This window comes from Streptomyces sp. MGP-P1, from assembly GCF_057766565.1.
Window position 1 is genome coordinate 1,342,282 of record NZ_JBYMEM010000005.1, and the last position, 24,740, is coordinate 1,367,021.

Annotated in this window: 23 protein-coding genes and 2 pseudogenes; 8 read left to right on the top strand and 17 right to left on the bottom strand. The window is 71.3% G+C overall.

Annotation, left to right across the window (positions count from 1 at the left end):
- Positions 1–60: 60 nt before the first annotated feature.
- The gene (locus tag AC3CH1_RS15505) at positions 61–792 is read left to right on the top strand and encodes a phosphatase PAP2 family protein (protein ID WP_488463419.1); all 732 of its coding nucleotides are present in this window, start codon (positions 61–63) and stop codon (positions 790–792) included.
- Between the two features lie 183 nt (positions 793–975).
- On the opposite strand, the gene AC3CH1_RS15510 is transcribed toward AC3CH1_RS15505, so the two are convergent.
- Positions 976–1,173 carry a hypothetical protein gene (locus AC3CH1_RS15510; RefSeq protein WP_488463517.1) on the bottom strand — a complete coding sequence of 66 codons (198 nt, stop codon included), beginning with the start codon at positions 1,171–1,173 and terminating at the stop codon, positions 976–978.
- 293 nt (positions 1,174–1,466) lie between these two features.
- Between AC3CH1_RS15510 and AC3CH1_RS15515 the strand changes: the two genes are divergently transcribed.
- Together AC3CH1_RS15515 and AC3CH1_RS15520 are read left to right on the top strand one after the other, a co-directional pair.
- Positions 1,467–2,327: an SCO4651 family lipoprotein gene (locus AC3CH1_RS15515; RefSeq protein WP_488463420.1), complete on the top strand. Its 861-nt coding sequence runs from the start codon at positions 1,467–1,469 to the stop codon at positions 2,325–2,327.
- 253 nt (positions 2,328–2,580) lie between these two features.
- Positions 2,581–2,784, top strand: coding sequence for a hypothetical protein (locus AC3CH1_RS15520; RefSeq protein WP_488463421.1), 204 nt, complete (start codon positions 2,581–2,583; stop codon positions 2,782–2,784).
- Positions 2,785–2,827: 43 nt separating this feature from the next.
- Here the strand turns inward: AC3CH1_RS15520 and AC3CH1_RS15525 are convergent, their stop codons facing one another.
- Entirely contained in the window at positions 2,828–3,211 is a 384-nt protein-coding gene (locus AC3CH1_RS15525; protein WP_488463422.1) for a metal-sensitive transcriptional regulator, read from the bottom strand.
- 319 nt (positions 3,212–3,530) lie between these two features.
- Here AC3CH1_RS15525 and AC3CH1_RS15530 point away from each other — a divergent pair, with 319 nt between their 5' ends.
- Complete coding sequence (locus tag AC3CH1_RS15530; RefSeq protein ID WP_488463423.1) at positions 3,531–4,151, top strand: DUF47 domain-containing protein; 621 nt, start codon at positions 3,531–3,533, stop codon at positions 4,149–4,151.
- Between the two features lie 5 nt (positions 4,152–4,156).
- Positions 4,157–5,155: an inorganic phosphate transporter gene (locus AC3CH1_RS15535; protein WP_488463424.1), complete on the top strand. Its 999-nt coding sequence runs from the start codon at positions 4,157–4,159 to the stop codon at positions 5,153–5,155.
- Positions 5,156–5,370: 215 nt separating this feature from the next.
- On the opposite strand, the gene pstB is transcribed toward AC3CH1_RS15535, so the two are convergent.
- The 11 genes from pstB to mshD all read right to left on the bottom strand — a co-directional run bounded on the left by pstB (position 5,371) and on the right by mshD (position 17,538).
- Positions 5,371–6,147 (bottom strand): phosphate ABC transporter ATP-binding protein PstB, encoded by a 777-nt coding sequence (pstB, locus tag AC3CH1_RS15540; RefSeq protein ID WP_361882336.1) that lies wholly within the window; start codon positions 6,145–6,147, stop codon positions 5,371–5,373.
- A gap of 39 nt (positions 6,148–6,186) precedes the next feature.
- Positions 6,187–7,269 (bottom strand): phosphate ABC transporter permease PstA, encoded by a 1,083-nt coding sequence (gene pstA, locus AC3CH1_RS15545; RefSeq protein ID WP_488463425.1) that lies wholly within the window; start codon positions 7,267–7,269, stop codon positions 6,187–6,189.
- On the bottom strand, positions 7,266–8,258 hold the full coding sequence (gene pstC / locus AC3CH1_RS15550) for a phosphate ABC transporter permease subunit PstC (protein ID WP_488463426.1): 993 nt from the start codon (positions 8,256–8,258) through the stop codon (positions 7,266–7,268). Before pstC ends, pstA begins: the two co-directional genes overlap by 4 nt.
- Positions 8,259–8,456: 198 nt before the next feature.
- Positions 8,457–9,593, bottom strand: coding sequence for a phosphate ABC transporter substrate-binding protein PstS (pstS, locus tag AC3CH1_RS15555; protein WP_488463427.1), 1,137 nt, complete (start codon positions 9,591–9,593; stop codon positions 8,457–8,459).
- Between the two features lie 231 nt (positions 9,594–9,824).
- Complete coding sequence (locus tag AC3CH1_RS15560; protein WP_488463428.1) at positions 9,825–10,274, bottom strand: NUDIX hydrolase; 450 nt, start codon at positions 10,272–10,274, stop codon at positions 9,825–9,827.
- Positions 10,271–11,479, bottom strand: a complete 1,209-nt coding sequence (locus tag AC3CH1_RS15565) for a CHAD domain-containing protein (protein WP_488463429.1) — start codon at positions 11,477–11,479, stop codon at positions 10,271–10,273. Before AC3CH1_RS15565 ends, AC3CH1_RS15560 begins: the two co-directional genes overlap by 4 nt.
- The gene (locus AC3CH1_RS15570) at positions 11,466–13,715 is read right to left on the bottom strand and encodes an RNA degradosome polyphosphate kinase (RefSeq protein WP_488463430.1); all 2,250 of its coding nucleotides are present in this window, start codon (positions 13,713–13,715) and stop codon (positions 11,466–11,468) included. Before AC3CH1_RS15570 ends, AC3CH1_RS15565 begins: the two co-directional genes overlap by 14 nt.
- A 431-nt stretch (positions 13,716–14,146) precedes the next feature.
- Positions 14,147–15,169, bottom strand: a complete 1,023-nt coding sequence (locus tag AC3CH1_RS15575; RefSeq protein WP_488463431.1) for an ABC transporter permease — start codon at positions 15,167–15,169, stop codon at positions 14,147–14,149.
- Complete coding sequence (locus AC3CH1_RS15580) at positions 15,166–16,083, bottom strand: ABC transporter ATP-binding protein (RefSeq protein WP_488463432.1); 918 nt, start codon at positions 16,081–16,083, stop codon at positions 15,166–15,168. Before AC3CH1_RS15580 ends, AC3CH1_RS15575 begins: the two co-directional genes overlap by 4 nt.
- The gene (locus tag AC3CH1_RS15585; RefSeq protein WP_228924345.1) at positions 16,080–16,517 is read right to left on the bottom strand and encodes a GntR family transcriptional regulator; all 438 of its coding nucleotides are present in this window, start codon (positions 16,515–16,517) and stop codon (positions 16,080–16,082) included. The genes AC3CH1_RS15580 and AC3CH1_RS15585 overlap by 4 nt, the downstream gene beginning before the upstream one ends.
- 97 nt (positions 16,518–16,614) lie before the next feature.
- Positions 16,615–17,538, bottom strand: a complete 924-nt coding sequence (gene mshD, locus AC3CH1_RS15590) for a mycothiol synthase (protein WP_488463433.1) — start codon at positions 17,536–17,538, stop codon at positions 16,615–16,617.
- Positions 17,539–17,801: 263 nt separating this feature from the next.
- Here mshD and AC3CH1_RS15595 point away from each other — a divergent pair, with 263 nt between their 5' ends.
- The 3 genes from AC3CH1_RS15595 (at position 17,802) to AC3CH1_RS15605 (ending at position 22,154) form a co-directional block, all read left to right on the top strand.
- On the top strand, positions 17,802–19,610 hold the full coding sequence (locus tag AC3CH1_RS15595) for a bifunctional metallophosphatase/5'-nucleotidase (protein ID WP_488463434.1): 1,809 nt from the start codon (positions 17,802–17,804) through the stop codon (positions 19,608–19,610).
- 167 nt (positions 19,611–19,777) lie between these two features.
- Positions 19,778–21,457, top strand: a complete 1,680-nt coding sequence (locus tag AC3CH1_RS15600) for an ATP-binding cassette domain-containing protein (protein ID WP_488463435.1) — start codon at positions 19,778–19,780, stop codon at positions 21,455–21,457.
- Between the two features lie 79 nt (positions 21,458–21,536).
- A complete protein-coding gene (locus AC3CH1_RS15605; protein ID WP_488463436.1) occupies positions 21,537–22,154 on the top strand; it encodes a TetR/AcrR family transcriptional regulator in 618 nt (205 codons plus the stop codon).
- A 142-nt stretch (positions 22,155–22,296) separates the two neighbouring features.
- Here the strand turns inward: AC3CH1_RS15605 and AC3CH1_RS15610 are convergent, their stop codons facing one another.
- From AC3CH1_RS15610 to AC3CH1_RS15625, 4 genes and pseudogenes are all read right to left on the bottom strand, one after another.
- Positions 22,297–22,800, bottom strand: coding sequence for a GNAT family N-acetyltransferase (locus AC3CH1_RS15610; RefSeq protein WP_488463437.1), 504 nt, complete (start codon positions 22,798–22,800; stop codon positions 22,297–22,299).
- 96 nt (positions 22,801–22,896) lie between these two features.
- A pseudogene (locus tag AC3CH1_RS15615) lies at positions 22,897–22,977 on the bottom strand (cysteine hydrolase); the annotation flags it as partial.
- Positions 22,978–23,066: 89 nt separating this feature from the next.
- Positions 23,067–23,228, bottom strand: a pseudogene (locus tag AC3CH1_RS15620) (ATP-binding protein); the annotation flags it as partial.
- 146 nt (positions 23,229–23,374) lie between these two features.
- Positions 23,375–24,694 (bottom strand): LPXTG cell wall anchor domain-containing protein, encoded by a 1,320-nt coding sequence (locus AC3CH1_RS15625; protein ID WP_488463438.1) that lies wholly within the window; start codon positions 24,692–24,694, stop codon positions 23,375–23,377.
- Positions 24,695–24,740 lie beyond the last annotated feature (46 nt).

Genomic DNA, 24,740 nt, shown 5'->3' on the forward strand with positions numbered 1-24,740 from the left:
GCGGCGTGCAAGGACGCGCGTCGCAGCAGAAGAAGCAGACAAGGCAAGGGGCCGCAGCAGATGGCTGGACTCGAACTCGACGGGTCGAACCCGGACGTCAGTCTGCTCTACGACATCAACGGCCTCGCGAAGGCCGCTCCGACCTGGTTCGACCGGGTCATGGAGTTCGTCGGCGAGTACGGGATCATGTTCGGCCTGGTGCTGGTGGGCCTGTGGTGCTGGTGGAGCATGCGCAAGCGCGGGACGGCCGAGGACTCGGTGACGGCTGCCGCCGCCATCGTCTGGGCGCCGCTCGCCGCCGCCATCGCGATCCTCGTCAACGTCCCGATCCGCGGTTTCGTCGAACGGCCGCGCCCGTTCAACGACCACGAAGGCCTTGAGGTCCTGATCCACGGCAAGACGGACTTCTCGTTCGTCAGCGATCACTCCACCCTGGCGATGGGCATCGCCGTCGGCATCTTCGTGGCGAACCGGAAGTTCGGCTTCGTCGCGATCGGCCTCGCGCTCTTCGCCGGTTTCAGCCGGGTCTACATGGGCGTCCACTACCCGACCGACGTGATCGGCGGGTTCGCCCTCGGTACGGCGGTCGCCCTGCTGCTGGCCCCGCTCGCCATGGCGCTGCTGACCCCGCTGATGGCGGCGATCGCCCGGTCGCCGAGGGTGGGCTGGTTCGTCCGGTCGAAGAGCGCGGCCGTCGCGGACGCGGACGAGCACGGTGAGGCGATGGGCATCCCCGAGCCGCGACCCGGTTCCGGGCGGGGCGACCCGGGGGAGAAGGACCTGGCCGCCTGACGGGGGGAGAAGGACCTGGCCGCCTGACGGTCTCCGTCAGCCCGCCGGCCCGTCCATCCCGTCAGTCTCCTCTCCCCGCCCTTCTCTTCAGCTGATCGAACGGTTCTCCCGATCCCCCGGACGCCTCCGAGCGTCCGGGGGATCGTGCTGCGTCCAGGCCCCGTGGGCGGGCGGGCGGGTGGGTCAGGGGGTGGCGAGGTGTTTCGCGGCGTCGGTACGGGCCAGGTCCCGGGACCTGCGTGCCGGTCCCGACCAGCCGCAGGAGCAGCGGGCCAGGCAGAACGAGCCGCGTTCGATGGTCGTGGCGCTGTGCCCGGCGGGCGGGCCGGCCGGGGGCGCGGAGGCGGAGGCGGACGGGTGTCCCGGGGCGGTGGGGGCCAGGACCACGACGGGGGCCGCCGAGGGAGCCGGGGCTCTCCGGGGGCGGGTGCGGGGGACGGTGGTGCGGGCCGGGGCGGGGAGATCCTCATGCACCCGACCACGGTACTGGCCACAGTCTGCGGCCGGGGGGCGCATCCGGCTTCTGCCCACAGAGCACCGCACCCGGCGACGGAGCCCGGGCTCCCTCCGCCGGGCCGCAACGCGCCGGGGGCGCGTGACGGGGGGCGTCGGCGGTCGTTATGCGGGGCGGGTGAGGGCTCGGCCGGGCGGTAGTCGTTGGGGGTTGGCAGGCGATGGTGGTGCAGCAGTACAGGGACGGAGGCAGGGCCCGTGCTGTTCGCGCCCTCGCCGCGGCCGGGGTGATCGCGGTCAGCGCCGGGTGTTTCGGCGGGGACGCGGGGAGCGGCGCGAGCGACGGTTCCGGGCGGCGCTCCGTGGCCGCGGATCGTCCGCTCGATCTGCTCGGGCAGGCGGCGGACGTCCTCGTCGAGGCGGGCGGCGCGGAGACCCGTACGTCGATGGAGACCGCGGCCGGCGGGACGCGGGTGACGATCCGGGGGCAGGGCGCGTACGATTTCCGCCGGCAGCTGGGGCGGCTCAGGGTGGTGCTGCCCGAGGAAGCCGCGGGCGCGGACGGACACCGGCCGATCACCGAGCTGCTGGCCCCGGGGACGCTGTACATGAAGAACCGCGGCGCCGGGGTGCCCGACGACAAGTGGGTCAGGATCGACACGACCACGCTGAAGGACGGCAACCTCCTCACCGGCGGGGTCACCGACCCGATGGCGGCGGCCGAACTACTGCGCGGCGCGGCCGATGTGACCTATGCGGGGAAGTCCGAGCTGGCCGGGGTGACGGTGCATCACTACCGGGGGGTCGCGGATCTGGGCCGGGCGGCCCGGGCCGCGTCGCCGCAGTCGCGCGGGGCACTGAGCGCGGCGGCGAAAGGGTTCAGCAAGGACGCCGTCCCGTTCGACGCCTACCTGGACGAGGACGGCCGGCTGCGGAAGGTGCGGCACCGGTTCACGTTCTCCGCCGAGGGCCCGGAGGTGTCGGTGGTCTCGACGCTGCTGCTGTACGGGTTCGGGCTGCCGGTCACGGTGAACCTGCCGGACGAGGACGCCCTCTACACCGGTGAGATCCGGCAGGAGTGAGGGTGGCGGGACGCCGGGACGGCCGGGCGACGGGGTGGGGCGGCGTCGGTGTTGACGGCCTGACCGGGGTGGCGTCGGTGTCGGCGCCCCGGACCGGACCGGGCCGGGGCGGCCGGGACGGGCCGGGTGGTGGGGCCGGTTGGGAGGGGGCGCAAAATGGTCCGTCCGTGCCATGCGCGGCGCGTATCGCGCTCTCTAGGCTGGGAAGCCGGTATGCCAGGGGCCAGTGACGGCCGGGAGACGGCAGAGAGAGGTGACGCAGGTGGTGACGCTCAGCGCTCCGAACGCTCAGGACTGTGTGGCCCTCGCCGAGATCGAGCTGTGCGGCGAGCTGATGATCGCCGCGTCGGCGGCGGGCGAGGAACGCCTCAGCCCCGACCGGATCGACGAGGTGCTCGACGTACGCGGTGCGGAGTGCTGGGCGGCGGTCCCCCGGCAGGCCGCTCGCCGGGGGTGACGCCCGCTTTCCTCCGCACCGCCACCGCGCACGGGGTCGCGCCTCAGGTGCGGAGCAGGCGGGCGATGGCCTTCGTGGCCTCCTCGACCTTCGCGTCGATCTCCTCGCCGCCCTTGACGGCCGCGTCGGCGACGCAGTGGCGCAGGTGCTCCTCCAGCAGTTGGAGGGCGAAGGACTGGAGCGCCTTGGTGGACGCCGACACCTGGGTGAGTATGTCGATGCAGTAGACGTCCTCGTCGACCATGCGCTGGAGGCCGCGGATCTGGCCCTCGATGCGGCGGAGCCGTTTGAGGTGCTCGTCCTTCTGGTGGTGGTAGCCGTGAATGCCGCGGTCGTGGTCGGTGACGATGTCCACAGGGGCGGCCGCCCCCGTGTCCGGGGCCGCCACGCCCGTAGATTCCGTCCCTGTGGTCCCGGTCGTGGTCATCTGCGTCCTCCCGTTGCTGTCCTCTGAGTGTCCCTGCCGGTAAGTGTCCCTGCCGGAACGTGTAAATGCGGAACCCTCGGGCCCACCGTCGTGCGAGGGGGCCGTGCCGAACGATTCCGCCGCCCGGCCCCGCCCGCGAGCACCGTGCCGTATTGATACCCCTGCCGGGTATATCGTAACGAATCCCGCCGAACCGTGACCGGGGGTCCGTGCTGTTCGCCGTGTCCGATGGGCGACACTGAAGAACGCCGGTTAGCCGTGGCCGGATGATGCGCCTAGCATCAGCCTGACCGAATCCAAAGCACCCCGAGGACCCCACGTGCGCTTTCGTCTGACCCCCAGGGAGACGAGCTTCTACGACATGTTCTCCGCGTCCGCGGACAACATTGTCACGGGCTCGAAACTCCTGATGGAACTGCTCGGGGCGGATGCTGCCTCCCGAGTCGAGATCGCGGAGCGTATGCGGGCAGCGGAGCACGCGGGGGACGACGCCACCCACGCGATCTTCCACCAGCTGAACTCCTCCTTCATCACGCCGTTCGACCGCGAGGACATCTACAAGCTGGCGTCCTCGCTCGACGACATCATGGACTTCATGGAGGAGGCCGTCGACCTGGTCGTCCTCTACCAGGTCCAGGAGCTCCCCAAGGGCGTCGAGAAGCAGATCGAGGTGCTGGCCCGGGCTGCGGAACTGACCGCCGAGGCCATGCCGGGGCTGCGGACCATGGACAACCTCACCGAGTACTGGATCGAGATCAACCGCCTGGAGAACCAGGCCGATCAGGTCCACCGCAAGCTGCTGGCCCAGCTCTTCAACGGCAAGTACGACGCCATGGAGGTGCTGAAGCTCAAGCAGATCGTGGATGTGCTGGAAGAGGCGGCTGACGCGTTCGAGCACGTCGCGAACACCGTGGAGACCATCGCGGTCAAGGAGTCCTGAACCTCGTGGACACCTTTGCGCTGATCGTGACCATCGGTGTCGCGCTCGGCTTCACGTATACGAACGGCTTCCACGACTCGGCGAACGCCATCGCCACCTCGGTCTCCACCCGGGCGCTGACCCCGCGTGCCGCGCTGGCGATGGCGGCGGTGATGAACCTCGCCGGCGCCTTCCTGGGCCAGGGGGTCGCCAAGACCGTCAGCGAGGGCCTGATCGCGACGCCCGTGGGGCAGAAGGGGATGGGGATCCTGTTCGCGGCGCTGGTCGGCGCGATCATCTGGAACCTCATCACCTGGTACTACGGCCTCCCCTCCTCGTCCTCGCACGCCCTGTTCGGCGGCATGGTCGGGGCGGCGCTGGCCGGCGGCACGGACGTCATCTGGTCCGGCGTGCTGGAGAAGATCGTCATCCCGATGTTCATCTCGCCGTTCGTCGGCCTGATCGTCGGCTATCTGGTGATGGTCGGCATCATGTGGATCTTCCGCCACGCCAACCCGCACAAGGCCAAGCGCGGCTTCCGGATCGCGCAGACGGTCTCGGCGGCGGGCATGGCGCTCGGCCACGGCCTCCAGGACGCGCAGAAGACGATGGGCATCGTCGTGATGGCCCTGGTCATCGCGGACGTCGAGGGCCCCAACGACGAGATCCCCGTCTGGGTCAAGATCGCCTGTGCGCTGATGCTCTCGCTGGGTACGTACGCGGGTGGCTGGCGCATCATGCGGACCCTCGGCCGCAAGATCATCGAGCTGGACCCGCCGCAGGGCTTCGCGGCGGAGACGACCGGCGCCGCGATCATGTTCGGCTCGGCCTACCTGTTCCACGCGCCGATCTCGACGACGCACGTCATCACCTCCGCGATCATGGGCGTCGGGGCCACCAAGCGGGTGAACGCGGTGCGCTGGGGCGTCGCGAAGAACATCATCCTGGGCTGGTTCATCACCATGCCCGCGGCGGCGCTGGTCGCGGCGCTGAGCTACGGAGCGGTTCTCCTGCTCTTCGGCTGAGCCGCCGGTGCGCGGTGATCCGACCTGGTTGGTTACACGTGTGGGTCCGCCCCCGTTCTCGTACGAGAACGGGGGCGGACCCTTTCGCCTTGCGGTGGCACCGCCATGCAGCACCGCAAGGCCGTCTGTGGGGTGGGACGGAGGGGCGTGGCCCGTCCCCGGGGTGGTGGCCGGAGGGCCGTCCCGGGGTGGCCTGGACGCCGTCCCGGGACGGCTCAGCCGAAGCGGCCGGAGATGTAGTCCTCCGTGGCCTGGACCGACGGGTTGGAGAAGATCCGCTCCGTCTCGTCGATCTCGATGAGCCGGCCGGGCTTGCCGACCGCCGAGAGGTTGAAGAACGCGGTGCGGTCCGAGACGCGGGCCGCCTGCTGCATGTTGTGCGTCACGATGACGATCGTGAAGCGCTCCTTCAGCTCGCCGATCAGGTCCTCGATGGCGAGCGTCGAGATGGGGTCCAGCGCCGAGCACGGCTCGTCCATCAGCAGGACCTGCGGCTCGACCGCGATGGCGCGGGCGATGCACAGGCGCTGCTGCTGGCCGCCGGAGAGTCCGGAGCCGGGCTTGTTGAGGCGGTCCTTGACCTCGTTCCAGAGGTTCGCGCCGCGCAGGGACCTCTCCACGACGTCGTTGAGCTCGCTCTTGCGGTAGCTGCCGTTCAGCCGCAGCCCCGCCGCCACGTTGTCGAAGATCGACATGGTGGGGAAGGGGTTGGGGCGCTGGAAGACCATGCCGATCGTGCGGCGGACGGTGACCGGGTCGACGCCGGGTCCGTACAGGTCCTCGTCGTCCAGCAGCACCTTGCCCTCGACGCGGCCGCCGGGGGTGACCTCGTGCATCCGGTTCAGGGTGCGCAGGAACGTGGACTTGCCGCAGCCGGAGGGGCCGATGAAGGCGGTCACGGAGCGGGGCTCCACGGTCATCGAGATGTCCTCGATGGCCTTGTGGCTGCCGTAGTAGGCGTTCAGACCGCCGATGTCGATGCGCTTGGCCATGGAAATCACTGCTTCTTTCGGGGGTCGCTGTTGGCCGCGTCAGCGACCGGTCTTCGGGGCCTTCCAGCGGGCGATGCCGCGAGCCACCAGATTGAGGATCATGACGAAGGCGATCAGGACCAGGGCCGCGGCCCAGGCGCGGTCGTAGGACGCGGCCTCGCCGACCTTGTACTGCTCGTAGATGTAGAAGGGCAGCGAGGACTGAGCGCCTTCGAAGGGGTTCGTGTTGATCAGCTGGCTGCCGAAGACCAGCAGGATGATCGGCGCGGTCTCACCAGCGATACGGGCGATGGCGAGCATGACGCCCGTGGTGATGCCGCCGATCGCGGTGGGCAGGACCACCTTCAGGATGGTGCGCCACTTCGGGATGCCGAGGGCGAGGGAGGCCTCGCGCAACTCGTTGGGGACGAGCTTGAGCATCTCCTCGGTGGAGCGGACCACGACGGGGATCATCAGGATCGTCAGGGCCAGCGCGCCCATCAGGCCGGAGGGCTCCAGGTTGGCGATCAGCATGATCGACAGGATGAAGAGACCGGCCACGATGGACGGGATGCCCGTCATCACGTCGACGAAGAACGTGACGGCCTTGGCCAGCGAGCCCTTGCCGTACTCGACGAGGTACACGGCGGTCAGCAGGCCGAGCGGGGCGGAGATCACCGTGGCGATGCCGACCTGCTGGAGGGTGCCGACCAGCGCGTGGTAGACGCCGCCGCTGGCCTCGGAGCCGAGCACACCGGCCATCGAGTGGGTGAGGAAGTAGCCGTCCAGGCGCTCCGCGCCGCGGACGATCGTCGTCCACAGCAGGGAGGCCAGCGGGACGACGGCGACCAGGAAGCAGACCCACATCACGCTGGTGGCGAGGCGGTCCTTGGCCTGGCGCTGGTTCTCGACGATCGTCGTGGCGACGTAGGAGATGGCCAGGAAGAGCAGGGCCGAGATCAGGCCCCACTGTATGCGGCTCTCCCAGCCGGCGGCCAGCGAGACGCCGACGCCGAGCGCGACCGCGACGACGGCGAAGCCGAGCGGGGCGAGGCGGGGCAGGGAGCGGCTGCCGAGGCTGCTCTGGGGACCGGGTGAAGCGGGCTTCGGGCGCTCGATGACGCCGGTGGGTGCGTGGCTCATGCGTTGGCCCCCGAGTACTCCTTGCGGCGGGCGATGATGAGCCGGGCCGCGCCGTTGACCAGCAGGGTGAGGACGAAGAGGACGAGGCCGGAGGCGATCAGGGCGTCCCGCCCGAACGCGTCGGCCTCGCCGAACTTCGCCGCGATGTTCTGGGCGAACGTCCCGCCGCCCGGGTTGAGCACGTGCAGCGAGATGAGGAAGCTCGGGGAGAGGACCGTGGCGACGGCCATCGTCTCGCCGAGCGCGCGGCCGAGGCCGAGCATCGAGGCGGAGATGATGCCGGAGCGGCCGAAGGGCAGCACCGAGAGGCGGATGACCTCCCAGCGGGTGGCGCCGAGCGCGAGCGCGGCCTCCTCGTTCATCTTCGGGACCTGGAGGAAGACCTCGCGGCTGACGCTGGTCACGATCGGCAGGATCATGATCGCGAGCAGGATGCCCACGGTGAAGAGCGAGCGGGCGACGCCGACCTCGGTCTTCTCGAAGATGTATGTCCAGCCGAAGAACTGGTCGAGCCAGAGGTTCAGGCCCTCCAGGTACGGCACCAGGACGAGTGCGCCCCAGATGCCGTAGACGATGCTCGGCACGGCCGCCAGCAGGTCGACCACGTACGCGATGGGGGCGGCCAGCTTGCGCGGCGCGTAGTGCGAGATGAACAGGGCGATGCCGACAGCGATCGGAACCGCGATGACCATCGCGATGATCGAGCTGACGACGGTGCCGAAGAGCAGGACCGCGATGCCGAAGACCGGCGGGTCGCCGGCCGGGTTCCAGTCGAAGGTGGTGAGGAAGTTTCCCTCGTTCTTCGACAGGGCGATGACGGAGCGGTAGGTGAGGAACACGGCGATCGACGCCATGACCACGAGCAGCAGGATGCCCGAGCCGCGGGAGAGGCCCAGGAAGATTTTGTCGCCCATGCGCCCGGTGGTCCGGGGGCTGGGCCGCGGGACCGGCGGAGCCGGTGGCGTGTCTATCGGTGTGGTGGAAGCCATGGTCTTTCCGGTCTGTGTGGGGGAGCTGTGTGCTCCCCTGGCGGCGGTGCACCGGATGGAGAGAGAGCGGGAGGCGGGCCGGTCCGGAGGGGTGCGCCGGGCCGGCCTGCCGGTGGCGTGTCGCGTCGGTGGCGCGGGGCGCAGCTGACGGTTACGCCGGTGGGCGGCCGGGCCGGGTGGGCCCGGCCGCCCCGGGTGTTACGAGAGGGAGCCGATGGTCTCGCGGACCTTGGCGTTGATCTCGGCCGGGATCGGGGCGTAGCCGGCGTCGGTCAGGATCTTCTGGCCGTCGTCGGAGGCGGCGTAGGAGAGGAAGGACTTGACGGTGTCGAGCGTCTCGGGCTTGTTGCCGCTGTCGCAGACGACCTCGTACGTCACCAGGACCAGCGGGTAGGCGCCCTCGGCCTTGGTGGTGTAGTCGAGGTCGAGCGCCAGGTCCTTGCCGGTGCCCTTGATCTTGGCGGCGGCGATGGCCTTGGAGGCGTTCTCCGAGGTGGCCTTCACCGGCGTGGCGCCACCGGTGTTGATGTCCACGGTCGGGATGGACTGGGACTTGGCGTAGGAGAGCTCGAAGTAGCCGATCGCGCCGTCGACCTGCTTGACCTGGGCGGCGACGCCGGAGGAGCCGGAGGCGGCCTGGCCACCGGGGGCCGGCCACTTCTTCTCGGCCTCGTACTTCCAGTCGTTCGGGGCGGCGGCGCCGAGGTACTTGCCGAGGTTCTGCGTGGTGCCGGAGTCCTCGGAGCGGTGGAAGGCCTGGATCGCCTTGTCCGGCAGCTCGACGCCGTCGTTCAGCTTGGCGATCGCCGGGTCGTTCCACTTCTTGATCTTGCTGTCGAAGATCTTGGCGAGCGTCGGGGCGTCCAGCGTGAGGCTGTCGACGCCCTCCAGCTTGAAGCCGATCGCGACCGGGCCGCCGACCATCGGCAGGTTGATGCCCTGGCCGGTCTTGCACATCTTCTTGGAGTCGGCGACCTCCTCGGGCTTCAGCGCCGAGTCGGAGCCGGCGAAACCGACGGTGCCCTGGTTGAAGGCGACGATGCCCTCGCCTGAGGAGGAGGAGTTGTAGTTGATCTCCACGCCGGAACAGGCGGCCATGTAGTTCTTGACCCAGAGGTCCATGGCGTTCTTCTGGGCGCTGGAGCCGGAGGCGCGCAGCTGGCCCTTGGCCTTGCCGCAGTCGACATCCGACGCGGCGGTCGTCTTCTCACCCGTCCCGGCCGTACCGCCGCCGGTGTTGTCGTCCGAACCGCACGCCGTGAGGACCAGGGCGCCGGAGACGGCGAGGGCACCGAGCGCGGTGGCACGAAGCCGGTTCTTGCGCTGAAGCTTCACTTTCGGGTGTTCCTTCCAGGAGCCGCCGTGGTCAGTTCGTTCTACGACGGCGTGCGATGAGGAGCGGTGCGGTGGCTTGTCGCCGCGCACCGTGTACGTCCGAAATTAGGCAGAACAGGTGAAGCCGCCGACGGGGGAGAGTGAACGGCAGGTGAACCGTGTCGGGCAGGCGGGTGCGGGGCGGTCCGGGGCGCGGCGCGGGACGCGGATCGGGCCGGTTCGGCACGCGGATCAGGGCCCGCCGAGGGTGTCCAGCAGGGCGGTCAGCTGCCGGACGTCGCGGGGCTGGGTGAGCCGGACCCGGGCGGCGTCGGGGGGCAGCCACAGGACGCGGTCCACCTCGTCGTTGGCGGTGAAGGAGCCGCCGGTCGCCTCGGCCGCCCAGTAGGCGACCTCCTTGGGCCGGCCGTCCACCGGGTAGCGGGAGGTCGGCAGCCGGTCCCCGGGGGCGCAGTGGTGGCCGGTCTCCTCCAGCACTTCCCGTACGGCGGCGGCCAGCGGGTCCTCGCCGCGCTTCAGCTTGCCTTTGGGGAAGGACCAGTCGTCGTAGCGCGGCCGGTGGACCAGGCAGACCTCGACCCCGCCCCCGTCCGGGGCGCGGCGCCACAGCACGCAGCCCGCGGCCCGGACGGTGTCGGTGCGGTTCCTCACGGGCCCGGTGGCCCCCGGCTCCCCGCTCATGGGGTGCTCAGGGCCGCGGCGTACGGCCAGGTCTCCCGGAAGACGGCCCGCGCCGCCTCCACCTCGTGGCGCTGGTCCGCGTGGAGCACGCCCAGCGCGTACGCCGTGGCCGGGGCGATCCGGGGGGTGCGGGCCGCCGCTGCCGCCGCCCCGGCCGCCTCCACGGCGTCCCGGTGCAGGTCGAGGGCGTGGCCCGCCCCGGTCAGGGCCGGGTCCGTGGCGCCGAGGACGACCTCGTGGGCGTACCGGTGCAGCCGCAGCAGCAGGCGGGTCTGGTGCCACGCCGCGTCCTGCGCCTCGTTGTACGGCTCCGTGTCGTCGGGCGGCAGGGCGGCCACGGCGGTGAGGAGGCGTTGCTCGGCGTGTTCGGCGGGCTCCAGGAGGGCCTCGGCGGTCCGGCCCGCGGGGCCGGGGACCAGGGGGACGTCGGAGGCCAGGAGCGCCACGGCGTCGGCGACCGCGTGGAAGCGGGAGGAGCCGAGCGCCTGGAGGGCCGCGGAGTGGGACCGGGTCCGGGCGAGGGTGAGGCGGCGTTCCAGCAGCGCCCCCGCCCGTGCGGCGCCGACCCCGAGGGCGGCGCGGCCCTGGGCGTCGGAGGTGGCGCCCTCCCCGGCGGCCCGGACGCCCCGGGCGGCGGGGAGAGCGGGGCCGGAGAGCTGGTGCAGGGCCTCGACGAGCCGGGCGAGGCGGCCCGCGTAGGCGTGTTCGCGGGCGAGGATGCCGGAGAGCCAGACCAGTTCGCCGCGGAGCTGGTCGGCCCAGAGCGGGTCGAGCGCGGCCCGGAAGGTGTGCAGGGCGCCGCTGATCCGGCGGGCCGAGCGGCGCAGTGCGCGGGTGGCGGCCGCGGCGTCGTGGCCGCCGGACTCCGCGGGGGCGCTGTGCTCGTGGTGCAGGCGCAGGCTCCGCAGGAACTCGGCGGCCTGCCCCCGGAGGTAGGGCGCGAGGACCGCCTCCGTGGTCAGCTCCCCGGTGCGGCGGGAGCCGGCGAGGTCCGGGGGGCGAGCCGCCTCCGTGGTGTCGGCGAGCTCCCGCTGCCGTGCCCCCGCCCCCGTGGTGTCGGCGAGACGCCGTGCCCCTGGTCCCGTGGCGTGGGCGAAGCCCCGCGCCCCCGGTTCCCTGGGGTCGGCGGGCGGCGCGTCCGGTGGGGTGCCGGGGGCCGTGTCCGGCGTCGGCCGGGTCGTCGTCTGCTGGTCAGGGCGTCGCACGCCTGCGCCTCCGGGCGTCGATGAGCATTTCCTGGACGTGCCGCAGCGGCTGACCGTCCGCGTCCGTGGCGTGCCGGGTCCAGTTCCCGTCGGGGCCCAGGTGCCAGGAGGCGGTGGTGTCGGCCATACCGGTCTCCAGGAGTCGGCTGAGTGCGGCGCGGTGGGCGGGGTCGGTGACCCGGACCAGCGCTTCGATCCTGCGGTCGAGGTTGCGGTGCATCATGTCGGCGCTGCCGAACCACACCTCGGGCTCGCCGCCGTTGCCGAAGGAGAAGACCCGGGAGTGTTCGAGGAAGCGGCCGAGTATGGAGCGGACCCGGATGTTCTCGGAGAGCCCGGCGACGCCGGGGCGGATCGCGCAGATCCCGCGCACCCAGATGTCGACGGGGACGCCCGCCTGGGCCGCCCGGTAGCAGGCGTCGATGATCGCTTCGTCGACCATCGAGTTGACCTTGATCCGGACGTAGGCGGGGCGGCCCGCGCGGTGGTGGGCGATCTCCTTGTTGATCCGGGCGATCAGCCCGTCGCGCAGGGACTTCGGGGCGACCAGGAGGCGGCGGTAGGTCTCGCGGCGGGAGTAGCCGGAGAGCCGGTTGAACAGGTCGGAGAGGTCCGCCCCGACCTGCGGGTCGGCCGTGAGCAGGCCGAGGTCCTCGTACAGCCGGGCCGTCTTGGGGTGGTAGTTGCCGGTGCCGACGTGGGAGTAGCGGCGCAGCGTGTCGCCCTCCTGGCGGACGACGAGGGAGAGCTTGCAGTGGGTCTTCAGCCCGACGAGTCCGTACACGACGTGACAGCCGGACTCCTCCAGCTTGCGCGCCCACTTGATGTTGGCCTGCTCGTCGAAGCGGGCCTTGATCTCGACGAGGACGAGGACCTGCTTGCCGGACTCGGCGGCGTCGATGAGGGCGTCCACTATCGGGGAGTCGCCGGAGGTGCGGTACAGCGTCTGCTTGATGGCCAACACGTCCGGGTCCCCCGCCGCCTGTTCCAGGAACGCCTGGACGGAGGTGGAGAACGAGTCGTACGGGTGGTGGAGCAGGACGTCGCGCTCGCGCAGGGCGGCGAATATGTCGGGCGCGGAGGCGGACTCCACCTCGGCCAGGTCCCGGTGGGTGCCCGCGATGAACTTGGGGAACTTCAGCTCCGGCCGGTCCAGCGAGGCGATGGCGAAGAGCCCGGTCAGGTCGAGCGGCCCGGGCAGCGGGTAGACCTCCGCGTCGGACACCTTCAGCTCGCGGACCAGCAGGTCCAGGACGTACGGGTCGATGGCCTCCTCGACCTCCAGGCGCACCGGCGGGCCGAACCGGCGGCGCATGAGCTCCTTCTCCAGGGCCTGGAGCAGATTCTCCGTGTCGTCCTCCTCGACCTCCAGGTCCTCGTTCCTGGTGACCCGGAACATGTGGTGCGCCAGCACCTCCATGCCCGGGAACAGCTCCTCCAGGTGCGCCGCGATGATGTCCTCGATGGGGACGTACCGCTGGGGCGAGGCCTCCAGGAAGCGGGTCAGCAGCGGCGGGACCTTGACCCGGGCGAAGTGGCGGTGGCCGCTGACCGGGTTGCGGACGACGACGGCGAGGTTGAGGGAGAGCCCGGAGATGTACGGGAAGGGGTGCGCGGGGTCGACGGCCAGCGGGGTCAGGACCGGGAAGACGCGCTGCCGGAAGAAGGTGAACAGGCGGGCCTGCTCCTTCTCGGTCAGGTCCGGCCAGCGGATCAGCTGGATGCCCTCGTCGGACAGGTCGGGGGCGATGTCCTGCTGGTAGCAGGCGGCGTGCCGGGCCATGAGCTCGCGCGAGCGGGTCCAGATGAGGTCCAGGACCTCGCGGGGCTGGAGGCCGGAGGCGGAGCGGGTGGCGACGCCGGTGGCGATGCGGCGCTTGAGGCCGGCCACCCGGACCATGAAGAACTCGTCCAGGTTCGACGCGAAGATGGCGAGGAAGTTGGCCCGCTCCAGGATGGGCGTGTTCGGGTCCTCGGCCAGTTCCAGGACCCGTTCGTTGAACGCGAGCCAGCTGCGTTCGCGGTCTAGGAAGCGGCCCTGGGGCAGCTCGTCGCCGTCCCGGTCGGGCTCGTAGGCGTCCGCGTCGGCGTCCAGATCGGGATCCAGATCGGCGGCGGTGGAGAAGCCGACCCCGTGGGACGCGGGGGTGGCGTGCGGCCGGTGCGCGGCGAGTGAACCGACGGACGGCTGGGCGGCGGGCTGGACCGGGACCTCGGAGCTGGGCTGCTGGCTCATGGACCTATTGTTCCGCGCTGAGCGCTCCTCAGGCGCGTCGGAGCCCGGAAAGATCGCGGAAGGCCCGGGAAACCCCGGGTCACGGCCGGGGGAGCCCTGAGTGGCGTTTCCCCGGCCTCTCCCGTCGCGGCGGGGGGCGGGCACAGCTGGCTGCATCCCGTGAGGGTCGCAAGGACGTCTGAATGGCCGGTAACGGCGACATGACGTACAGGAAGCGGTGTGCCTGCGGGTGGGCCTCGCCGTCACTGTACGTGTTCAGCGTGCGGGGCTGTTCTCGGGGGTGGGCGTACGTGTTCGGCGCGCTGGAGCGCCGAGGGGGGCGGGCGTACGTGTTCGGCGCGCTGGAGCGCCGAGCGGAGCGGGCGTACCTGTTCGCCGTCCGGGCCCACCCTTCGTGGGCCCGGACGGCGGCCCGTACCGGGCAGGTCCGCTCAGCCGTGCAGGCGGCGCAGGACCCGGAAGGCGGCGAACACGGCGAGGGCGGCGAGGGCGAGCAGGATGCCGGTCTCGACGAGCTGGAGGGGCCAGAAGTGGGAGGCGGGATGGTAGTCGTAGTAGCGCTCCGAGGAGCCGTGGGTGGCCAGGCATGCCACGACGTCGCCCGCGGTCTCCTGGCAGACCTCCGCCGGAAGCCGCTCGCCCGTGCTCGTCACGTAGCCCTGCGCCCCCGACCAGGAGTCCGCGGGGAAGCCGTATCCGCTCCGTATCGCGACGACGTCGGTCCGGATCGGCCAGAGGCTGAAGCGCACGGTGTCGAAGGCCACGAGCAGCAGGCCGCTCGCGACGACGGTCGCGGCCATCGCCGCGACCGTGCGTCGGATCAGGAGCCCTGCCAGGGTGCCGATGGCGAGGCCGAGCAGCGCGTGGGCGACGGGGACGGTGCCGAGCGACCCGTACACGAACTCCTCGTACCAGGCGCGCGCGTAGAAGGAGTCGTCGTTCCGGGACCAGAACCACGCGAAGACCGCCGCCAGCGCGGAGGTGACGGCCACGGTGAGCACGGCGGGGGTGAGGAGCCTGGCGGCGAGCCAGCGGGCGGGTGAAACCGATTGCGACCAGCTGAGCCGGAAGGTGCCGCTCTCCAGTTCGCGGGCGATGACCGGGCCGGCCATGAACGCGCCGACGAGGGCGGGCAGAACCATCAGCAGCAGTCCCGCCTGGTTCTGGGTGTCGTTCAGCAGCATCTGGCCGTCGAGGAAGTCGCGGACCGTGGCGCCGCAACTGGGCACGGTGTGCTCGACGGAACAGCCCGAGGCGGCGAAGTCGGCGGAGGACCGGTCGGACCACAGCGAGAGGCCGACCATCCAGAGGACGACGAGAACCGCCGCCGCTCCCACGATCTGGAGCGGCCGCCGGTGCACCCGCAGCACCACCCGCACGGGCCCCCGCAGGGCGGCGCGGGCGGGCGCGGGGGCGGTGGCCGTGCCGGGCTTCGGGGGCGTCAGCGTGCTCATGCGGCCGCCACCTCCGCACCGGCCGCGCCCGCGACGACGCTGGCGCTCGGCGTCAGCAGCGGCGGGGCGTCCGGGGAGCGGAGATGGGCGAGCAGCAGCTCCTCCAGGGACGGTTCCGTGACGGCCCAGGCGGTGGTGTCCACGGGGCCCTCCTTCCTGACGAGCGCGATGAGCTGACGTCCCGTCGTGCGGGATTCGACGACGGTGTGCGGGGAAAGGTCCCGCGTCCGGCCGGTGAGGAGGGCGTGGGCGGAGACGATGTCCTCGGCCTCGCCACCGAGCCGGACGCGCCCGCCGTCGACGAACAGGAGGTAGTCGCAGGCGCCCTCCAGCTCCGTGAGGATGTGCGAGGACATCACGATGCTGGTGCCGTGCTCGGCGGTCTCCGCCATCAGGACGCCCATCAGCTCGTGCCGGGCGAGAGGGTCGAGATCGGCCATCGGCTCGTCCAGCAGCATCAGTTCGGGCCGCTTGCCCAGTGCGAGGGCCAGCGCGAGCCGGGTCCGCTGCCCGCCGGAGAGGGTACGGACGCGGGCCTTTCGCGCCAGCGGTCCGGCGATCCGGTCGGCGGTGGCGCGGTCCCAGCGCCCGGGGTTCAGCTCCGCCCCGGCCCACAGCGTGTCGGCGACGGTGAGCTGCGGGTACAGGGGCTTGTCCTGGGAGACGTAGGCGATGCGGTCGCGTACGTCGCCGGGGGTGGCGGAGCCGAGGACGGTCAGGGATCCGACGCTGGGGCGGTCCAGCCCGGCCGCCAGATTCAACAGGGTCGACTTGCCGGCGCCGTTGGGCCCGACGAGGGCGCAGACGCGGCCCGCGGGCAGCCGGAACGAGCAGTCGTGCAGGGCGCGGTGGCGGCCGCCACCGCGCCCGTAGGTCCTTCCGAGGCCGTGTGCCTCGATCGCGACGCCGGTCATCGTTCCTCGTCCCCCTTGTACGTGCTGTCCAGTACGGCGGTGAAGAGCGCGCCGACGTCGTCCTTCTCCAGGCCGGCCGCCCGGGCCCGGCGGGCCCAGTCGGCGAGTTCGGTGCGCAGCGGGGCGTCGGCGGCGGTCGCGTCGGCCGCGCCGCCCAGCGTGCCGAGCGTGCCCAGCGTCCTGCGGACGAAGGTGCCGAGTCCGCGGCGGGCCTCGACGAGGCCTTCGCGCTCCAGCTCGCGGTAGGCCTTGAGGACCGTGTTCGGGTTGATCGCAGTGGCTTCCACGACCTCACGGGCGGTCGGCAGCCGGTCGCCCGGTTCGAGCACGCCCAGGCGCAGGGCCTGCTTCGTCTGCTGGACGATCTGGAGGTAGGTGGCGACGCCGCTGCGTCGGTCGATGCGGAACTCGACCGCTGCGGATTCGGCTGTCATGCGCTGCACCACCCTTTCACTAATTGAGTAGTGAAAGGGTGGTGCAAAGAAGGGGCGGCGTCAAGTGACGCCGCCCCGGGGATGTCTGACGGAGGGTTCAGGACTCCGTGCGGTACATCAGGTCCACCTCGTGCGTGGTGAAGCCGATGCGCTCGTACACCGTCACCGCCGCTGTGTTGTCCGCGTCCACGTAGAGCATCGCGGTGGGCAGCGCCTCGGCGGCCAGGTGGTGAAGCCCGATCGAGGTCAGCGCCTTGCCGAGGCCACCGCCCTGGGCCTCGGGCAGGACGCCGACCACGTACACCTCGCCGAGCTGCTCCGCCGCGTGCACCTTCGTCCAGTGGAAGCCGACGATCTCCCCGTCCCGCTCGGCCAGGAAGAAGCCCTTCGGGTCGAACCAGGGCTCCGCCTTGCGGTCGTCCAGGTCCTGCTGGGTCAGGGACCCCTGCTCGGGGTGGTGGGCGAACGCCGCCCGGTTCACGGCGAGCCAGGCGGCGTCGTCACGGCCCGGCTCGAAGGTCCGTACGGTGACGCCCTCGGGCAGGACCGGCTCCGCCAGGTCGAGCGGGACCAGGCTCCGCCGGAGCTGGCGCAGCTCGCGGAAGAGGGAGAGGCCGAGGACCTGGGCCAGGTGGCGGGCGGCGGAGCTGCCGCCGTGCGCCCAGACCCGCAGCCGCTTGCCGGTCGCGGCGAGGAGGGCCGCGCCCAGTGCCCGGCCGTGCCCGGTGCCGCGCCGATCGGGGTGGACGACCAGTTCGGCGGCCGGGGCCTCGACCGGGTCGGTGTCCTCCAGCTGGGCGTACCCGGCGAGCGTGCCGTCGACGGTGAGGAGGAAGTGCCGTACGCCGTCGCGGTGTCCGCCCCGGATCCGTAGCCTGCCCTGCTCGGAGACCGCCTGCCGGCCGTCCGAGCGGGCGGCCTCGGCGAGCAGGGCGAGGACGGCGTCGGCCTGCGCGGAGTCGAGTGCGTCGAGGGTGTGGACCTCGCGTCCGGGAGCGGGGAGGGGTGCGTCAGTCGTCATGGCTCCGAGCGTACGGCGAGCGGTGGGTCCGGTGGGACGCGGCGGGGCGGCGGTGCTGCGGGCCGTGGGCCGTGGGGGAGCGGGCGCGGAGTGCGGCCTCGGACGGAGGGCGTATTGCGGTGTGGCCGGATGGCAACCAGTCCGTAACCCCGAACACCTGTTGCGCTACGCGCGTTGACTCTAGGCTGCGGCACGCAGGATCCCAGACGTGACACCAGCGACACGACTGACGCAACAGACACCACTGACACACAAGGGGACCGATGTCAGCGACTCCGCAGAAGTACCGTGCGACACGGCGGGTGCTCGCCGCCGCGGCCGGTCTGGCCACCTTGGGTGCGCTCGTCGCCGCGATGCCGGCGGGCGCCCAGGAGCGGGGCCACGGCCACGGGCACCAGCCCCGTACCGTCGACGTGCAGTTGCTGTCGTTCAACGACCTGCACGGCAACCTGGAGCCGCCGGCCGGTTCGGCGGGCAACGTCACCAAGACGCACCCCGACGGCAGGGTCGAGGACATCCCGGCCGGTGGCGTCGAGTACCTGGCGACCTCGCTGCGCACCGCGCGCAAGGGCAACCCGTACTCCGTCACGGCGGCCGGCGGCGACCTGGTCGGTGCGAGCCCGCTGCTGTCGGGCCTCTTCCACGACGAGCCGACGATCGAGGCGCTGAACGGCCTCGATCTGGACGTCACGGCGGTCGGCAACCACGAGTTCGACGAGGGCGCGGCCGAGCTGGCCCGCCTGCAGAACGGCGGCTGCCACCCGGTCGAGGGCTGCTACGAGAAGGGCAAGGAGTTCGAGGGGGCGGACTTCCCCTACCTCGCGGCCAACGTGACCAAGGAGAAGACCGGCAAGCCGCTGCTGAAGCCGTACACCGTCTGGAAGAGGAACGGCGTCAAGATCGGCTTCATCGGCGTGACGCTGGAGGGCACCCCGGACATCGTCACCGCGAACGGCGTCAAGGGCCTCGAGTTCCACGACGAGGTCGAGACGATCAACAAGTACGCCCGCGAGCTGGACCGCAAGGGCGTCAAGTCCATCGTCGCGCTGATCCACGAGGGCGGGGCCCCGGCCTCCACCTCGTACAACTACGACTGCGACAGCCCCGGCGCGGGCGACGGCATCTCCGGCCCGATCGTCGACATCGCGAAGGGCATCACGCCGAAGGTGGACGCCCTGGTCACGGGCCACACCCACCAGGCGTACGTGTGCACCGTCCCGGACCCGTCCGGCAAGCCGCGCATGGTCACCTCGGCCTCCTCGTTCGGCAAGCTGTACACGGACACCACGCTCACCTACGACCGCCGCACCAAGGACATCGTGCGTACGTCGGTGAAGTCCGCGAACCACATCGTCACCCGTGACCCGGACCGCAGGGCCAAGGACATGACGGACCTGATCACCCGTTGGAACACCCTCGCGGCGCCCATCGCGAGCAAGCCGCAGGGCTTCATCTCCGCCAACATCGACGGACGCGGTTCCAAGGCCCTGGAGAAGCCGCTCGGCAACCTGATCGCCGACGCACAGCTGGAGGGCCTGGCCCCCGCCGACAAGGGCGGGGCGCAGATCGCCCTCATGAACCCGGGCGGTATTCGCTCCGACCTCGTCCACAAGGCGTCCGGCGGTGAGGGCGACGGCGTCGTCACCTACGGCGAGGCGTTCACCGTGCAGCCGTTCACCAACATGATGAACGTCGTCGACCTGACCGGCGCCCAGCTGGTCGCCGCGCTCCAGCAGCAGGTCAGCGGCTCCAACGCGGCCAGTCCGAAGATCCTCCAGGTCTCCGAGGGGCTCACCTACACCCTCGACCTGACGAAGAGCGGCGCGGACCGCGTGGTCGCCGACACCATCAAGCTGAACGGTGCGGCGCTCGATCCGGCCAGGACCTACCGCGTCGCGATGAACGAGTTCCTCGCGGGCGGCGGCGACGGCTTCGCGGCCCTCGGCAAGGGCACGAACAAGCTGGTCGGCGCCTCCGACCTGGACCTGTTCAACGCCTACCTGGCGGCCCACTCCACGGCCACCGCCCCGCTGGCCCCGCCGGCGACGGGCCGGATCACGGTCATCCAGTAACGCGTCCGTGGACGAAGGGGCGGTGGGCCCGCGGGCCCACCGCCCCTTTTCGCGTCCTGCCGATCATGCGGAGGGGAAAGTTTCACGGATTTCGTGCGACACCGCGGTCGCGGCGACGGACGAAATGACAGAGTCTCATTTATCACGCCCGTGATAATGTCACGGCTGTGGGATATATCGATGTCAACTCTGTTTCTTACGGTCTGCCGGACGGCAGGGTGTTGTTGGACGAGATCTCGTTCCGGGTCGGGGAGGGGGCCAAGGTCGCCCTGATCGGGGCCAACGGGTCCGGCAAGACCACGTTGCTGCGGATCATCGCCGGGGACCTCGCGGCGCACAGTGGTGCGGTGAGCCGGGGCGGAAGCCTGGGCGTCATGCGGCAGTTCATCGCCCGTGACGGCGACCGGGTGCGCGACCTGCTGCTGTCGGTGGCGGCCCCCCGGATCCGCCGGGCCGCCGCCGCCGTGGACGCGGCGGAAGCGGCCCTGGAGTCGAGCGGGGGCACCAAGGCACAGCTGGCCTACGCGGCCGCGCTGGCCGACTGGGGCGACGCCGGCGGCTACGAGGCCGAAGTGCTGTGGGACGTCTGCACCACCGAGGCCCTCGGCCTCCCCTTCGACCGGTGCGGGCGGCGCGCGGTGGACTCGCTGTCGGGCGGCGAGCAGAAGCGACTCGTCCTGGAGGCGCTGCTGCGCGGCCCCGACCAGGTGCTGATGCTCGACGAACCCGACAACTACCTGGACGTGCCCGGCAAGCGCTGGCTGGAGGACCGTCTCCTGGAGACCCCGAAGACCGTCCTGTACATCAGTCACGACCGCGAGCTGCTGGCGCGCACGGCGCAGAGCGTCATCACGGTCGAGCTCGGCGCGGCGGGGAACAGCGCCTGGGTCCACCCGGGCGGTTTCGACAGCTACCACCGGGCGCGGACCGACCGGTTCGAGCGGTTCGACGAGCTGCGCAACCGCTGGGACGAGGAACGCGCCAAGCTGAAGGCGCTCGTGCAGATGTACCGGCAGAAGGCCTCCTACAACTCGGACATGGCCTCCCGCTACCGCTCCGCCCAGACGCGTCTGGCCCGATTCGAGAACGCGGGTCCGCCCCCCGCGCAGCCGCGCCAGCAGCATCTGGCGATGCGACTGCGCGGCGGGCGTACGGGAAAGCGGGCCGTGATCTGTGCCGGCCTGGAACTGACCGGGCTGATGAAGCCGTTCGACCTGGAGGTCCGGTTCGGTGACCGGGTCGCCGTGCTCGGCTCCAACGGTTCGGGCAAGTCGCACTTCCTGCGCCTTCTCGCCGCCGGCGGCAGTGCACCCGAGACCGAGCACGAACCGGTGGGCGATCTGCCGGTCGAGCCCGTGTCGCACCAAGGCGGGGCGCGGCTGGGCGCACGGGTGCGTCCCGGCTGGTTCGCCCAGGTCCACGGGCGGCCCGATCTCGTCGGCCGCACGCTGGTGTCCATCCTGCACCGCGGTGACGAGAGGCGGGAGGGTCTGCCGCGCGAGGAGGCCTCGCGGGTGCTGGCGCGCTACGAGCTGGCGAGTGCGGCGGAGCAGGAGTTCGACTCCCTGTCCGGGGGCCAGCAGGCCCGCTTCCAGATCCTCCTGCTCGAACTCGGCGGTACGACGCTGCTCCTGCTGGACGAGCCCACCGACAACCTCGACCTCGTCTCCGCCGAGGCGTTGCAGCACGCGCTCCGCGGCTTCGAGGGCACGGTGCTCGCGGTGACGCACGACCGGTGGTTCGCCCGGGACTTCGACCGGTTCCTGGTCTTCGGCTCCGACGGCGCCGTCTACGAGTCGCCCGATCCGGTGTGGGACGAGAAGCGTGTCGTGCGGCGACGTGGCTGAGCGCTGCCTCCGCCCGACCCGGAACGGGCGGGCGCGGCAGAGCCGTTCGGTGTTGTCACGGCTGTGATATTTTTGCGAAATGCCAGCTCGGATCGATCTCGAACAGCGTCGCAAGGATGTCATCGAGGCGGCTTTTCGCCTCTTGGTCGCTGAAGGCTTCACCGGTCTTTCGCTGCGGAAGGTCGCCGCCGAGTCGGGGCTGAACATCGGGTCGGTGCGGCATTATTTCGACGATCACCGCAATCTTCTCGTCGCGGCCGTGACCGAAGTCGGCGACCGTATGGGGAAGAGGCTTACCCGCTGTGCGACCGACACCCTGGTCGGACTCGACGGCGAGCCTGCCGTGGACGCGTTGCAGGCCCTCGTCGAGGAGTTGCTGCCGCTCGACGACGAACGGCGCGTCGAGTCGATCGTGCTCCTGGAGTTCATCGTCGCGGCACGGGTGAACCCGATCTTCCGCCCCGTGACCGAGCGGATGGCCGCGGACATGCGGCAGGTGATCACGCAGGCCCTGGACGTTCTCGAAGTGCCCGAGCCGGCCGAGGAGGCGGAGGGGCTCATCGCGCTGCTGGGCGGACTGATCCTCGACGCGGTGACACCGCACGGATCACTCGGCGACGCACGTGTGCGCCGGACTTTGCGGGCCCATCTGCGCTCGGTGCTGGCGACCGGACATGACGGACGCCCGGTGATCTGACGTCACGCGAGCGACTCGGCCTTCGACCGGTCCGTGGCCGTGCTGCGGCACCACGCGGCACCACACGGCACCACGCGGCAACCACCCGGGGCCGCCGGCTGACGCGGTACGGCGGTACGGCGGTGCCTCGGGCGGGCCGGGTTCACCTCGCCGTACCGGTCCAGGTGACGGCGAAGTACGTGACGCGCTCGTCCTCCCCGACCGGAAGCATTCCCGCCGCCGTCATCACGCGCTGGGACGCGATGTTGTCATGGTCGGCGTCCCCCTTCACCGAGACGACCCCGCCGGCCCGGGCGAACGACAGCAGGGCGCGGAGAGCTTCGGAGGCGTAGCCCCGGCCCTGGGCCGACGGTACGACGCCGTAGCCGATCGTGACGTGGCCGTGTTCGTCCGGGGGGCTGTGGAAGTCCACGCCGCCGATCACCCGGTGGTCGGAGCGGCGGCGGATCGCGTACGGGCCGAAGGGGCGGGGATCGCCCGTGGCCGAGCAGCGTTCCAGGAAGCGCTTGGCCACGGACACGTCGTCCTCGGTCGGGAACCCGGGCTCCCAGGCCGTGCCGGCGGCCGGCCGTCCCGCCACCGTCCCTTCGGCCTCGGCCACGGATATCGGGTGCAGGACGAGCCGCTCGGTCACCAGGTCGGTCATGGCGGCGTCATCAGGTCGGTCATGACAGGGAGGTGTATCACGCGGTACGGAGGGGGCGCGCGTGGATTTTCCGGCCCGGGGCCGCCCGCTCCCCGGCTACTTCAGGGACTCCTGCGTCGGGACGACCACCCCGTACAGGTCGCCGATGGTGGCCAGCGCGGCCTGGTGCACCTGCTGCACCGGCTGATGGCCGGGGACGGTAGCGCCGGGTGCCGGGTGCCGGGGCCGCCGGGGCCGCCGGGGGCCGGTGGACGACGACGCCCGGCTCAGGCGTCCCCGGGGAACTCCGCCCGCACGGTCAGGCCCCCGCCGGGTCCGGCCGTCGCGGTGATCGTGCCGTGGTGGGCGCGGACCACCGCGTCGGCGATGGCGAGACCCAGACCGTGTCCGGTCCGGTCGCTGCGCCGGCGGGGGGCGGCGCGGTGGAACGGCTCGAAGCGCGGTCGGCTGTAGCGGAGTTGAGCGCGACGACGCCCTGAGAGGACGGGAGAGGGCGGAGACCCGTAAAGGTCTCCGCCCTCTCACCGCTTCACCGCTTCAGTGGTGCAGTGGTTCAGCGACTTCCGCTTCGCCGTCAGGCGTCCGAACCGGCCTTCCGGCGACGGACGACGAACACCGCCGCCGCGCCGAGCACCACGGCCGCACCGCCCGCGAGAGCGATCGAGGTGGTGGCGGACGACGAACCGGTGGCGGCGAGGCTGCCGTCCGTGCCGGTCTTCGCCGGGGTGCCCGACGTCGATCCCTGCGGCTGGTGGCCGGAGCCGTTGCCACCGGGCTTCGTGGTGTTGGCGGGCTTGGGCTTGGCGTCCTCGGTCTTGCCGGGCTTGCTGCCCGCGGCCTTGACGTCGAACTCGTACATGTCCGCGCCGGGCGTCCCGCCGCAGGAGCCGTCCTTGTTGTAGAAGTCGGCCGCGATGAAGGCGACGCCGTTGCCGGCCGGGGTGGCCTTGTCGAGGGTGAGGCGCATCTTCAGGTCGGTCCGGGCGCCGGGCTTCAGCGCGCCGACGGCGTCGATGTAGTCGTCCTTGACGTTCTTCCACTTCGGGGACGACTCGGAGGACCACTGGAGGCGGAAGAACTTGCCCGTGTCCTTGAGACCGGTCTTGTCGGTCGCGTGGACTCCGACGTACGTGATGATCTCGTCCATGTGCCGGTCGGAGCCGTTGGTCACCCGGAGCGAGAAGGCGGTGGTCGTCCCGGCGACGAGCTTGGTCGGCAGGCCGGTCACCTTGGCGGTGAGGTCGTTCTCGGGCTCGCAGTCCTCGCCCTCCTCCTCGGCCTCCTTCTTGGCCTGGGCCAGCGCCGCGTCGGCGGCGATCTTCGCTGCGAGCGCGTCGTCCTTGGCCTTGTCGGCCACGCCGGCCGCGCGGACAGCCGCGACCCGTGCGTCGTCGACCGCCTCGCCGGCCTCGGCGGCCTTTGTGTCGGCGGCGGTCTTGGCGATGGCAGCCGCCGCCGCGGTCGCCTCGGCCTCGGAGAGAGCGGTCGCCGCGGCGGTCTTCTGCTCCTCGGTGGCGTCGGTCGGCAGCTCGGTGATGGCCGTCTTCGCTTCGGTCACCGCCTTGTCGGCGGCGTCCTTCGCGTCGGCGGCGAGCTTCGCGGCCTCCTTGGCGGCGTTGGCGGCGGCTACGAGGGGGTGGCTGTCCTTGGACAGTTCATCGAGGGCCTTCCGCACCGTGATCTGGGCCTCGTCGCGAGCCTTGACGGCCTCTTCGTACGCCTTCTGCGCCGCGGCGGCGGCCGCTTCCAGTTCCTTGATGGTCGGCTTGCTCTGCTTGTTCTGCGTCTGCGTCACCGGCTTGGTGTCGGCGAACGCGGGGGTGACGGAGAGCAGGACGACGGGGGCGGTCACGGCGGCGGCGACGGCGGTGGCGAGAGCGCGGCGAATCTTCACATGATCCCTTGGGTCGGGTCCGAACGGCGGAAAACGTTGTGGGGCG